Annotated in this window: 10 protein-coding genes; 9 read left to right on the top strand and 1 reads right to left on the bottom strand. The window is 26.5% G+C overall.

The features are described from left to right. Positions 1-12: 12 nt before the first annotated feature. On the bottom strand, positions 13-3,831 hold the full coding sequence (locus tag WHD08_RS09705) for a two-component regulator propeller domain-containing protein (RefSeq protein ID WP_208890973.1): 3,819 nt from the start codon (positions 3,829-3,831) through the stop codon (positions 13-15). Positions 3,832-4,372: 541 nt separating this feature from the next. Between WHD08_RS09705 and WHD08_RS09710 the strand changes: the two genes are divergently transcribed. From WHD08_RS09710 to WHD08_RS09750, 9 genes are all read left to right on the top strand, one after another. Beyond that, positions 4,373-5,629 carry a site-specific integrase gene (locus tag WHD08_RS09710; RefSeq protein WP_165733814.1) on the top strand — a complete coding sequence of 419 codons (1,257 nt, stop codon included), beginning with the start codon at positions 4,373-4,375 and terminating at the stop codon, positions 5,627-5,629. 30 nt (positions 5,630-5,659) lie between these two features. After that, positions 5,660-6,646, top strand: a complete 987-nt coding sequence (locus WHD08_RS09715) for a hypothetical protein (RefSeq protein ID WP_340832382.1) — start codon at positions 5,660-5,662, stop codon at positions 6,644-6,646. Positions 6,647-6,894: 248 nt separating this feature from the next. Next, complete coding sequence (locus tag WHD08_RS09720) at positions 6,895-7,188, top strand: DUF3853 family protein (protein ID WP_353959059.1); 294 nt, start codon at positions 6,895-6,897, stop codon at positions 7,186-7,188. A gap of 114 nt (positions 7,189-7,302) precedes the next feature. Continuing rightward, positions 7,303-8,463: a VapE domain-containing protein gene (locus WHD08_RS09725; RefSeq protein ID WP_165733817.1), complete on the top strand. Its 1,161-nt coding sequence runs from the start codon at positions 7,303-7,305 to the stop codon at positions 8,461-8,463. 87 nt (positions 8,464-8,550) lie between these two features. Beyond that, positions 8,551-9,393 (top strand): toprim domain-containing protein, encoded by an 843-nt coding sequence (locus WHD08_RS09730; protein ID WP_165733818.1) that lies wholly within the window; start codon positions 8,551-8,553, stop codon positions 9,391-9,393. 78 nt (positions 9,394-9,471) lie between these two features. Then, positions 9,472-9,849 (top strand): plasmid mobilization relaxosome protein MobC, encoded by a 378-nt coding sequence (mobC, locus tag WHD08_RS09735; RefSeq protein ID WP_165733819.1) that lies wholly within the window; start codon positions 9,472-9,474, stop codon positions 9,847-9,849. 1 nt (position 9,850) lies between these two features. Continuing rightward, complete coding sequence (locus tag WHD08_RS09740) at positions 9,851-10,465, top strand: hypothetical protein (RefSeq protein WP_165733820.1); 615 nt, start codon at positions 9,851-9,853, stop codon at positions 10,463-10,465. Continuing rightward, entirely contained in the window at positions 10,462-11,211 is a 750-nt protein-coding gene (locus tag WHD08_RS09745; protein ID WP_165733821.1) for a relaxase/mobilization nuclease domain-containing protein, read from the top strand. Before WHD08_RS09740 ends, WHD08_RS09745 begins: the two co-directional genes overlap by 4 nt. Before the next feature lie 378 nt (positions 11,212-11,589). Beyond that, entirely contained in the window at positions 11,590-13,506 is a 1,917-nt protein-coding gene (locus WHD08_RS09750; protein ID WP_165733822.1) for a hypothetical protein, read from the top strand. Positions 13,507-13,524: the final 18 nt, after the last annotated feature.

Below are 13,524 nucleotides of genomic sequence, written 5' to 3' on the forward strand. Positions count from 1 at the left end.
GCAACAAACGGTTTAGCTAAATTGATCTTTAAACTCTTTAGGACTTTTACCAAAATGCTTTTTAAATGCTTTTCCAAAATATTTTGGATCGTTATAACCGCACTCAAAACTTATTTCAGAGATATTTAATTTTTTAGTTTTTAACAAAGCTTCTGCTTTTTGTAATCTAAGAGACATAATTACATCTGAAGGAGATTGTTTTAACCGCTCTTTAAATAATCGATAACACTTTACCCTAGAAACATCTAATAAGTCTACCAACATTTCTACATTAAAAGAAGAGTTATGTAATTCTTTCTTTATAACTTCTAAACTCTTTTTTAATAATTTATCATTAGCCGTTAAAACAAGATCTTTACCTGTTAAAATGTCGAATATTTTTTCTTGAAATTTATTCTCTTCAGTAGAAACATATTTTCTATTTATTAAAGAGTCTATTTTCTTTTGAATAAAAGATTCACTTACCGGAAGCTGAATAAGAGTGTCTACACCAAACTCAATCGATTGTTCTCTTAGTTCGTAATTAATATCTTCTGATATATAAATTATAGCGATTTTCTTGTTTTTTGTTGCATCAGAATTATTGATAAAATATAAAAGATCTTTAGAGAAAGAAACTTGATAGATTACAATAATATGTATCTGAATTTGTTTGGTAATCGAGTTTAAATTATTTGCAGAGTTTTCAAAAATTAAATTATAATTATTATGTTCTAAAATTTGATTTGCAGCTGCAAAATTTTCTTCATCACTAAAGATTAATACATTTTTTTTGTCTGCAGATAAATTTTCTTGTTGATTAAAATGTTTCCACGAAATAGTTTCTATAGACTTATCCTTCGGGTTTATTTTGGTAATTGGTATTTGTAATGCTACCTTAAATTCTTGGTCTAAATTATAATTGATAAGTTTTCCTTTTAAATCACCCAAAAGAGTTTGTAACGCTTTAAAATAAGGACTGTAATGTAAAACACTGTACCAATTGTTTTTTAGAAGATCACTATTAGATGAAATTTCTATAACCACAAAAGAATTCTTATAATTAATTTTTAAGTTTAACTTACTGCCATTATCTGAGTATTTATTAATGTCATTAAAAAAGTATTGTAGCATTAATCGAAAACGTAAAACATCTATTTCTACCCAATTAATAGAAGTGTCTATATTAAAATTAAAATCTACTTTATTAGTTTGTAAAGATTCCTCCAACTTATTAATACTGTTCTTTAAAACCGGAAATAAATTAATTACAGAAGTCTTTATAGCTCCAATTTCTTTTACGTGGCTTAGATAATTCCATTCAGAAATTAGATTTACCATTTTGTTAGACTCTTCTAAAATAGTTTTTTTATCATCAGAATTTTCTGACAAACAACTTGCAGTTTTTAAAATTTTAGAAACTGGTTCTTGAAACTCTGATAAAACAAATGTTTTAAATTTTTCGACTTCAAAATCTTCATTTTTAAGATTGTTATGTAGTTTTAAAAGTGTCTCTTTTTGACGTAAGATTTCTTTATTTTTTTCATCTAATTGATTGTTAATAACCTCTAAATCTTTTTTTTGATTTTCGATAACATTTGTACGAATTAAAATCTTTTTTTCTAGGTTTTTTTGAAGTGATTTTGTTCTTAAATTCTTAAGATAGATAAGTATTATTGCTGTAATTAATATAAATACAGATAAGAGCACATAAAATAAGTTCGTTTTATAAAAAGCCTTTTTTATTTGTAAGGAGAAAAGTAATTCTTCTTCATTTTCTTTACCTTCTTTAAGTAAAAAATTATAACTTCTAGAAGTTAAATTTTGATATTTTATCTTGTTATCAATATCTAATAAAGTCCAATTACTATCTAAGCCCTCTAATTTATAATAGATATTTTTTTCTGTTTTTTTGGGGAATCTAATCGGAATTAAATCAATACTAATTTGATTTTCATTATGGCTTTTTATAATATTTGGAGAGAAGTTTTCATTATCATCAACCAGTAATTTAATTTTTGCCTTAGTGTTATTAAACTGAATATTGCTAGGATTAAAATAATTTAAACCATTAATTCCACCAAAAAACAAATCACCCTTAGCATCTTGATAATAAGCACCTTCAGAAAATTCAGAAACTTGCCAACCTCCTTTGGGATGAAAAGTTTTTACTTCAAAACTTTTTTTATCAATCACAACAATTCCCTTTGTGGTACTTAACCAAACTTGCTCTTTATGATCTAAAACACCGTAAATTAATTGGCTAGGTAAACCTTCTTTTTCTGTAATATTCTTAATAATTCCTTTTTCTTTACTAAAAACACTTAATCCACCAAGTGATGCAATCCAATAATAATTTGTTTTTTCATCTTTATAAACAGCATAAATACTATTACTTAAAAGACCTTTATTAGTATTTATAGATTGTAATTCGCCATTTTTAATATCAATTAATTTTAAACCTTTATTATTAGATTTTAATGTGTTTTTTTGCTCTTTATGATAATGAGAAAGGTTATTTTGGGTTTCTATTGTTTTTAATTTTCCTTTGCTAATATCTAATAATTGCAGCCCATTATTTTCTGTAGCAAGAATAAGCTCGCTATCTATCAATTTTAAATTTCTTATATGATATTTACGAATTAATTCTTGACCAATAAAAGACTCAAAATTATTTGTGTTTAGATTAAATTTAGCAACTCCACCCCAGCAAGCAACCCATAATTGTTTATTACTATCTTCGTAAATAGAATAATTTCTATTGTTAGGTATGTTTTTATTATTCTTAGAATTATATAAATTATAATCTCCATTTTTTTCTATTCTGATAATTCCAGCATAAGTTCCTGCCCAAATAGTTCCATCAGAAGCGGTAAACAAAGACCTTATACGCTTCCAATCTGGTTCATTGGTAGCTTCTTTGATTTTAAATTCTTTGTAGTTTTTAGAAGTAGAATTGTAATTATATAGTCCTTTTGTGTAATAACCTAACCAAAGTTTCCCTTGTAGGTCTTTGGTAATTGCACGTAAAGTTTCATTAGGAATGTTAGGAGAATTTATTGGGTGAGGTGCAATAGATGCTATTTTATCAGAATTAGAGTAAGCCATACTAATTCCACCATCTTTTAAACCAAGCCAAATGTTTCCAAAATAATCTTCGTGTAAAGTTTCTACTTCATTACTTTTAAAACTTTCTTTAGAATAAGGGTCTTTTGTGTAATTTTCTATATGATATTTATTGGCTTTGTCTAATATATTTTTAATGATGAATAAACCATTTTTACGAGTGGCATACCAAATATTACCTGTTTTATCTTTTAAAACATCATTAATAATAAGTTTTGGGTATTTTGTTAAAAGAATGTTGTTTAAAGCGTTGTTGTTTATTTTTGATGTTAGTCTATTAATTTCTTGAAATTGACCAGCAACAAATTCGTAACAGCTATTTTGAGTGTGAATTAAAATATTACCATTTTTTGTAACAGAAATATCATTTGGTTTGTTCTTAAAAGTGTAATTTTTAAACTTTTTATTACCTAAATATCTGCTTATTTTAGCATCTTCTGTAATAATCCAAATTGTACCTTTTATATCCTGTTTAACTTTAGCGATGTAATTACCAGCAATAGAATTATTGTTATTAATGTCATGTTTAAAGGAAGTAAATGTATATCCATCAAAATAATTTAAACCATCCCAAGTTGCAACCCACAAACCTCCATTAATATCATTTTCGATATCTTTTACAGAATTATTAGACAACCCCTCGTTTATCGAAAAATTATCAAATTTAATTTGTTGACCAAAAGTTTGTAATGTTATAAAAAAAACGAATAATACTACTCTTGTCATAGTGTACATTTAAACCCACAAGAATATACTTTTAAGATTACCTTAATATAAATATTAGGTTAAGTAAATAAAAACTATATTATTTAACGATTCAAAATGAACGTCAGTAAAATGAAGAGCACTTATGTACTATGAAAACACATTCAAATTTAGCACTAAAATGGAATATCTACACTAATCATATAGAACATACATCATTAGTTCTAAATAAATAATCGTAGTGAAAATAATTCTATACATCCGAATTAATAATAAAACACCATTAACATCTTAACTATAAATAAAAAAACCTCAGCTATAAAGCTGAGGTTTTCTCTTATTGTACAGGCGGAGAGACTCGAACTCTCACACCTCGCGGCACTAGATCCTAAGTCTAGCGAATTACAAATCCACAGAGACTACCAAAGTATCAATACACCATAAAACCTATGCAATTAAAGACTTATAGAGTTTTAAGGATTCACTAAAAATCATAGAATGTCAAAAAAAGTGTTACCTATGTGTTACCTAAATTACTTATCTTTGAAAAAAAAATCAAGCGATGAGTACTTTAAAAACTGTTTTACATCCAAAAAAAGATAACAATGGAAATACTATTTTCAGATTAACTATACGTCTTACAGTTAACCGAAAACGTTCTTACCTTCAGTTATTACAAAACATTGCCCCTGAACACTGGGATGCTCATGCTGAAAAATTAAATACAAAACACCCAAAACACAAACAACTTAACCGATTAATTAGGAAAAAGTACGGAGAAATAGAAGATTATATTTTAGAAATGGATTCTACTAATAAAAGCTATACAGCTATTCAAGTAATGGATGCTATTAAAAATAATAAGGAGAAACAAACTTTTTTTGAACTAGCAAAAGAACATATAGAAGACTTAACCAAATTAGAAAAGCATAATAGAGCAGTATCAGATCAAAGTAAAATTAATAGAATCAAAGAATTTGCAAAGAATGAAAATTTATCCTTTGAAGAAATTGATGAATATTTTCTCAAAAAACTAAAAATTCACCTTGCAGGTATTGGGACTATTTCTGAAAGGTCGATAATGAATATTTACGTTTTAATACGATTACTATATAATAATGGAATAAGGAAGAACTTAGTAGATCAAAAATTCTACCCTTTTGGCAAGGGTAAAATAAAAATAAAATATCCTGAAACGATAAAGATTGGACTTGATGAAATGGAAATTCGTAAAATTAAAGAATTAGATTTATCACAATATCCTGAAATTTCTAAAACAAGAGATGTTTTTTTGTTCTCGTTTTATTTAGCAGGGATCAGGATAGGAGACGTATTAAGTATGAAATGGAAAGATGTTGTAGATGATAGGGTTTATTACAAAATGGGAAAAAACAACAAAACGGTATCTCTTAAAACTCCTGCTCAAATAACCGAAATATTATCACACTATAAACAAGATAAAGTTTCTAACTCCGATTATATTTTCCCACACTTTAAGAACGTATCTAAAAAGAACTCAGAAAAAGTTTTAAAAAAGGATTCTAAGAAGGAATCAAAGAAAATATATACAGCTACAAAAACCCAAACCAAAAAATTAAATGCAAATTTAAAAAAACTTGGTATTATGGCTGAAATTGACAAAAAAATCACAAATCATATTGCTCGTCATTCTTTTGGAAATATAGCTGGTGATAAAGTTTCACCTCAAATGCTTCAAAAACTGTATCGTCACACACACCTTAGTACAACAATCGGATATCAGGGTAATTTTATTCATAAAAGCGCTGATGATGCTTTAGATTCAATAATAACTTTTTAAAAAAAGCGACGAAAAATTTAAAAATTTATGATGTATTTTAAAACAATTACAGATTGTATTCTTAGTATAAAGGATGATTTAAAAGTATTACAAATTAAAAGTATAAGAATAACTGATTTAGAGAATTTTCAAAAATTTTGTTATATTTTTTCTGCTGATAAGTTTAGAGGCTCTATTAGAGAATATAGAGATACTAACGGAAGAGAAAACTTAAAGCAGGAATTAAGGTTAATTTTGTCAGCAATTAAAGATTACTCAAAATTTTATAGCGAGAATCAAATAAGCTTAAATTCAATAGATACTATATATTTACTAAAAACCTTAATAAAACCAATAGAGTTACAAGAAACACTTGCATATAGAAAACAAATACCAACCAATAAATCTATAACTAAATTAACAGGAGATTACGAAAACATGTCTCTTAGACTTTCTGACAAACACCCCGAAATAATAGCTATTTTAAAAAAGATACAAATCTTAAAGAAAGAAAAAGAAGGACTATTAAACATTTATAATGAATGGATTGAAGAACGTAAAACGCTTGAAAGAAAATACTACAATCTCTTAGGTTTCAATTTTTACAATCTTTTACTAAACTTAGAGGCAATAGAAAATATTATAGAACAAGACTACTTAGAAAACATAGAATTACTTAGTTTAAATTTCAATAATGACTTATTAGAAATGATAAACGAATATTTCACCCCACCCCTAACAGCTGTTTCTGCTAAAGATTTTTTCAACGAAATCCAATTATCTGGAATAAAACTGGAAATGAAAAAAATGTCAGATACAAAGTTCTATTTTTTTGTAGATTGTCTTTCCAAGACAATTAAAGGTGAAAATCACAAGGAAATATGGATTAAAGAAATTTTAGATTACTTTGAAAAAGATAGAGGCGTTTTTGACAAAAAGAAAACCTTTGAAAAAACCAAATATGATGGATTAAAAGGAATCGATAAAATCCAGAATAATTTTGCATATAAATTATTGAATGCTATTCAGAAAGTTTAATAGATATTAAAAATTCTATAAATATTAGTTTTGATTAAAAAGTGATGTTAATGAGCGTCTATTAAATACTAAAACTAAATCACCACCATAATTATTTTTCCAAGAACTACAATAGACTGTCATTTAACCTATTATAGCCAAAAATAAAAACACCCTCACCATTTCAACACTTTAATTCCTGTCTAATTTTACAGTATTCGAATGTAACAACCGATGTACACGGTTAAGTTTAATACAACAAATTAGATATTATGAATTTAGAAATATTAAGAGTCAAACTACTCATCCAAATGACAGGAGAAGAGTTTATATTCCTACAAAACAATTTAAACAACGAAGTACCTTTAAAAAATGTTCAACCTGAAAAAAAGGAAAAACATGTATTTGGTATACTAGGCATTGCAAAACTTTTCGGCTGTAGTAAATCCTCAGCAAACAGAATTAAAAAATCAGGAATTATTGATGAAGCCATTATACAAAATGGTCGTAAAATTATTGTTGATACTGAACTAGCATTAGAACTTATGAAGGAATCTAAATAAAAAAAGCAACGAGGTACGAACTCACTGCTTTATAATATTTTCAAAAAAAAAAAACAATATTAACTACCGTATTGTCATGAGACAAATATACGGTTTAAAACTCTATTTACAAAAATGGACAATGAAGAACTATACATAAATAATAAATTAATAAAGAACACTACAGTGTATGATACGATTCATAAATATGTGAACGGTAGATATGAAATCGTACTTAATATAATAACATACGAATTACTAATTAGGTACAAAGGCTCTAAAGAATGGGAAGTTCTCAATGAAAAATCTTTAATGATTGAACTAACCAAAAAGAAAATTAAATTTAAAAAATTTGAATTAGAAACATATTTAGGTTCTAATTATATAAAACAAATTAACCCATTAAAGCAATACTTTAATAATCTTAATAAATGGGATGGAGTAGATCATATTAAAAACCTAACCTCATATATACCAACTGATGATAATGTGTTTTTTGAATATCACTTAAAAAAATGGCTTGTAAGAAGTATAAAAACTGCATTGGAAGAAAACTTCTACAACAAGCAATGTCTTGTGTTTCTTCAGGAAAAACAAAACTCTGGAAAGAGCAGTCTATGTAGGTTTATTTGTCCGCCTGAATTAAAAAAACATATCGCAGAGAACATCAGTGATGATAAAGATGGATTAATCCAACTGTGTAAAAACCTCTTAATCAATCTAGATGAAATAGATAAACTTTCGATAAAATACATAAACGCCTATAAATCGATGTTTTCAAAAACACACATAAACATTAGGCTACCGTACGCAAAAAACAATTCACATCAGACCCGAAATTGCTCCTTTATAGGCTCAACTAACCTCATAAATTTTTTAAGAGATGAAACAGGTAATGTTAGATGGGTTTGCATAGAACTCATAGGACAAATTGATTTTAATTACTCAAAAGACATCGATATCAATAAAGTTTGGGAGCAAGCTTTTCATCTAGCTTACAAGGACAAAAGTTTTAATTGTGATTTAACTGTGAATGACATAAAAGAAAATGAAAAAAGGAATGAAAACTATAAGCACACAACTATCGAAGAAGAGTTAATAAATCAACTGTTTGAAAAATCTGACAATAAAGATGATTTTATGACAACCACAACAATTACAATGATAATTAAGAAAGAGTATTCATCCGTAAGTCACATAACGATTGGTAAAATTTTAAGAAAGTTAAATTTTAAGAGAGTTAACAGCAGAACCACAGGAGTAAAAGGATACTTAATTCAGTTAAGAAAAAAATAAAAGTTTTCATCAAATTATCTTACCCATCTTACCTATTTCATAAAAAAGGTAAGATGGGTAAGATAAAAACCACAAAAAAATAAAAAAATGAATTGTAAAATAGCTAAAACTATAGAAATGAATTCTTATATATTCAAACAGGGGTTTAGGGTTGGTAAAAAAACTACAAAAGACGTTTGGTATTACTCTCCTTTTAGGAATAACGAAAAAACACCTTCTTTTAAAATTGATATTACTAAAAACGTCTGGTATGATTTTGCAGAAGGAGTTGGAGGCACAATAATTGACTTTGTAATGAAATACAATAATTGTTCAATTAAAGAAGCCTTAGTCATTTTATCTGAAGATACTTTTCTTATTCACCAGCAAAAAAAACAAATTAAGAACGAGACAAACCCCACCTACTCTATTAAAAAAGTAACTGAATTAACAAATCAAAAGTTATTGGATTATTTAAGCAATAGGAAAATCAATTTGAAATTTGCTAAAAAATTTTGTTTTCAAGTTCATTACTCTTTTTCTAATGGAAAAGAATTGTACGGAATTGGTTTTATGAATGATATGGGCGGATTAGAAATTAGAAATAAATTTTTTAAAGGTTGCTTAGGTAAAAAAGAAATAACAACCATAAATAATAATTCTGATGTCGTTTCATTATTTGAATCTTCGTCGGATTTCCTTTCTTATCTCACCTTGAAAAAAGAAATTCCAAAAGAGAATTTCATCATACTTAACTCTACTTCTTTAGTGAAAAAGACGATTGGTTTACTAGATAATTATGCTTTAATAAAACTGTTTTTTGATAATGATGAAAGTGGAAATAAAGCTACAGATTTTCTATTAGAAAATATAAATAGTAAAATCATAGACAATAGAGTCTATTATAAAAAACATAATGACCTAAATCACTATTTAGCGCATCGAAATTAAAGCAGTCAGTTCTTAGCAAGGTGTGATTAACGTGCTCACTTCGTGCACTTTTAATCAAATCTTGCTATTCGCATAAAAATGCTCATAGAAAAAAACAAACTAAAGAAATATAAAATAATGAATAATCAAAATAAGACTAGAATAGTATTCTATTTAGATTTTAATGATAAAATTCTACTAAATAATCAATGTGAATTATTACAAGTTAAAGCCTCTTTCTACATCCGACAATGTGTTCTCGAAAAATTAGGTAAACCAATTTTAGAAGTAAAACAAAAACACTTAGAGACCAAAAATTACACATTACAACTTTATAAAATAGGTAATAATTTGAATCAAATCTCTCGAAAATTAAATTCAGGAATCAAGTTAAAATTAACAGATGAAGATTTGATAATAAATGATATTGAAGAATTAAAAAAACACATTATTGATATACAATCTAAACTTAACTAATATGGAAGAAAACAAAAAAGTATTGTATTTAATGCAAAACGTATGTGACAAATTAGACGCTCTATCTGGTAACGTTAATATTATTAGTGATAGTCAAGTTGAATGCGAAACTTTCGCGGAATTCATTGAATTAGAAGAACGAATAGTTTCTAATCAAAATATGCTAATTAAAAGTCAAACAACTATGAATTCTCATATAATAGATTTAGAAAAAAAAATAGAATTATTAGGTAATAAACCAAAGGTAATTCATCAAAAAAAAGAATATTATTTGTTTGGAAAGGACACCCCGTTTTCATCTAAGCTTTTACTTATTACTATCGCTTTTATTTTTATAGCATCTTCTGGATTTAAATATATACCGATTTATTTAACAGAAAATAGTGCTATTAAAACAGAAAGAGATGAATATGAGTTGTTCTATCAGTATGTTTTTTTAGATGCTTACTCTAAAAATAATAAAATATCTAAAAATATTGTTTCAACTCTAAATGATATTCAGCAAAAAGATACGGTATTATTACAGTACGTGCATAAACTAAGCAAACAATACAATACTCAACTACAAAAAGAAGCCTTAGAAAAACAATTAGAGAATTTAGATAAAGAAAGATGATAACAAAACTACAAAGTATTTCTTTCACAAAGAACGCTTTACTATACTGTGAAAAAGGGGGTGAAGTCTTAACTACTAATAAATGTTTTGGAAGTGCAAATGATATTTATAATCAAATAAAAGAAAAAGAAGCACAGAATGATAGATGCACTAATAAAACGTTTCATATAAAAATTAGAGCAGCTCCAGAAGACAAAGGAAAGTTAAACAACCAAGATTGGATTGATATTGCTAATAAATATGCTCTAAAAATAGGTTTTCAAGATAATATGTTTGCAGTTTACCTACATGAAAAAAATACAGATAAAGAACACGTTCACATAGTAAGCACAAGGATTGGTGATGATAATTTAGCTATCTCAAATAGCTTTACACATTATAAAAGTCAAGATTTCTCTAGAGTTATTGAAAAAGAATATAACTTACGAAAAGTGGGTAGAAAGCTTGAAGCATTAAAAATGAATCAAGAATTTATGCCTAACAACAAACATACTACAGACCTTAAAGAAGCTGTTTTTTCTGCAATAGATATTTCAGACAGTATTGAAGATGTTGTTTTTATCCTTAAAAATAAAAATATACAAACTAAAATAGGTCGTGGTATTTCTTTTACTGATGCTAAGGGAGTAAGAAAAAAAGGTTCTGAAATAGACAGAAAACTATCTTTAAAAGGAATTGAAAAGCTATTGTCTTATGAAGAACAAGAAAAACAGATAAATAAAAAAAATAGAGGTTTTAAAAGGTGATTTTTTAATAGAGAAAGAACAATGTATAAAGCTATAAATGTAGACTTATAGCTTTATATTTTTATAATTATCACTTTGTATATTTATATAAAAACATACTTATACTTTTATATAAAAAGACAAACTGTACATGACGCCTGCCGCTGAGGCTCATTTTAAAGATCAGTTGATTTTTTTAACGCTTGCTTGAGAAAAAAAAACCAACAGATCTTTAAAACGGAATAGTAAATTAAAAAAATTTGATTTTTTTAAAAAACTTAAATTTTAAAATAACTATAGTTATAAGTTGGTTCATTGCTTAAAAAGGGTATTAATTTATAGAATAGGATCTATAGTTTATAGTTTTTGATAGCAAGTTTTTAATAACTTTACATTGCTATGAAAAAAATTAATTTAACAGTACTAATATGTACTTTTATTCTTCTTTTCTGTACTTGTAAAAATTCAGCAGATCAATCTTTAAGTTTTGCTTTAAATTTATCTGGAGAAAACAGATTAGAATTAGAAAAAGTATTAACTCATTACAAGTCTAATCAAAGAGATACTCTTAAGTATAAAGCAGCTGTTTTTCTTATAAAAAACATGCCTTATCATTCATATATAAGTCCTGACACTAGATTTGAAGAAGTGTTTGATAGTATTCAAAAATATCCATATAGTGTTTTAAGAAGGGATATTTTTGAAAACATGCTAGATTCAGTGTCAAAGAAGGTCGTAAGGACAAAATCAAAAAGAATTTATGATATAGAAAACTTAAGTTCAGAATTTATTATTAATAATATAGAATTAGCTTTTAAAGCTTGGTATAAAATTCCTAAGGAAAAGAGAGCTTGTTTTGATGATTTTTGTAATTACATTTTGCCGTATAGATGTTCAAATGAACCATTAGAGAGTGATTCACGTAAAAAACTGTTTGAAAAATACTCATGGGTTTATCGAATAATTAATCAAAATGGTACTATTGAATCGATATTAGATAGTGTTACATCAGAGTTTAAGTTTATTAATCTTGAACAGATAAGGAAACATTACTCTCCATCCTTAAGTATTAGTCAAATCCAAAAATCAAAATTAGGAGCATGTGATGACGGAGTTAATTATTTTGTAAATGTTTTTAGATCTTTAGGTCTAATTTGTTCTAAAGATTATGTATCTCAATGGGGGAATCATAATCTGAGTGGACATTCTTGGATTTATACTAAATATGGAAATCAAGAGTATTCTACTGACGTAGGTGGAAAGGTTGATAATAAAGTTAAATACTCTAAAGAAAGTATTCCAAAGGTAAATAGGTTATTATACAGACATCAAAATAATTCCACTTTTTCACCTTTAACAATTGATGTTACTGATGAGTATGTAAATACGTTAGATTTAGAAATTTATAATGCTTTTGATGCTCCAAATGGTAACCCTTTTTTATGTATTTTTAATTCCAGTACCGAATGGAGGCCTGTGGCTTATGGGAGTACCAATAATGGTCAAACTTTTAGTTTTAAAAGGACAGGAACTAATGTCTTGTACTTAGCAGCTATAATTCATGAGAATCAAATTACCCCTATTAATTATCCATTTTTTATTGACAAAGATAAAAACACTCATTTTTTCAAACCAATTAAAAATGAGCAAGATTCAGTTTTGATAACTAGAAAAACTGGTTTTACTGTACCAAGAAAAAGAAATAAAATGAATTGGTTAAAATCTCTTAATACAGGTTTTTTTGAAGGATCTAACAATTCAAACTTTAAAAATTCAACAAAATTACATGAAATATCAAATCTTCTTAGTACTCAAATTAATAAGATAGACATAGATATTAAAAGGAAGTTTAAATATATACGTTTTAATGCTAATGGAAAAGAATCTTTTTTAGCTAAACTTACTTTTTATGACAAGGACAATATCAAGTTAGAAGGAAAAGTAATTAAAGAAAATACGATTTCTTATATATGGGAAAATGGTGCTTATGATGAAAACCCTTTATCTTTTTCAGGAGGAAAAGATTTTACTTTTGGGTTAAAATTAAATACACCAAAATCAATAGGTTTTATTGAATTCCAAGCTAGAAATGATGATAATCATATAAATATAGGTGAAAATTATGAATTGTTTTATTGGGATAAAACATGGAATTCTTTAGGAATGAAGATTGCTAAAGACACTTTACTATCTTACAATAACGTTCCTAAAAACTCTTTACTTTGGTTACGAAATCTTACAAAAGGTAAAGAAGAACATGTTTTTACTGTAGATAAAGATGGTAATCAGAAATGGTTAGGTTTTGATAATTATTAACAATTTTAAACTAACTGT

The sequence above is a fragment of the Polaribacter sejongensis genome, from assembly GCF_038024065.1.
Lineage (GTDB): Bacteria > Bacteroidota > Bacteroidia > Flavobacteriales > Flavobacteriaceae > Polaribacter > Polaribacter sejongensis.

Bases quoted from the DNA above. Each gene is read 5' to 3' on its own strand.
- WHD08_RS09715 (WP_340832382.1), top strand. From the start codon at position 5,660: ATGTATTTTAAAACAATTACAGATTGTATTCTTAGTATAAAGGATGAT.
- WHD08_RS09745 (WP_165733821.1), top strand. From the start codon at position 10,462: ATGATAACAAAACTACAAAGTATTTCTTTCACAAAGAACGCTTTACTA.
- WHD08_RS09750 (WP_165733822.1), top strand. From the start codon at position 11,590: ATGAAAAAAATTAATTTAACAGTACTAATATGTACTTTTATTCTTCTT.
- WHD08_RS09710 (WP_165733814.1), top strand. From the start codon at position 4,373: ATGAGTACTTTAAAAACTGTTTTACATCCAAAAAAAGATAACAATGGA.
- mobC (WP_165733819.1), top strand. From the start codon at position 9,472: ATGCTCATAGAAAAAAACAAACTAAAGAAATATAAAATAATGAATAAT.
- WHD08_RS09730 (WP_165733818.1), top strand. From the start codon at position 8,551: ATGAATTGTAAAATAGCTAAAACTATAGAAATGAATTCTTATATATTC.
- WHD08_RS09705 (WP_208890973.1), bottom strand. From the start codon at position 3,831: ATGACAAGAGTAGTATTATTCGTTTTTTTTATAACATTACAAACTTTT.
- WHD08_RS09740 (WP_165733820.1), top strand. From the start codon at position 9,851: ATGGAAGAAAACAAAAAAGTATTGTATTTAATGCAAAACGTATGTGAC.
- WHD08_RS09725 (WP_165733817.1), top strand. From the start codon at position 7,303: ATGGACAATGAAGAACTATACATAAATAATAAATTAATAAAGAACACT.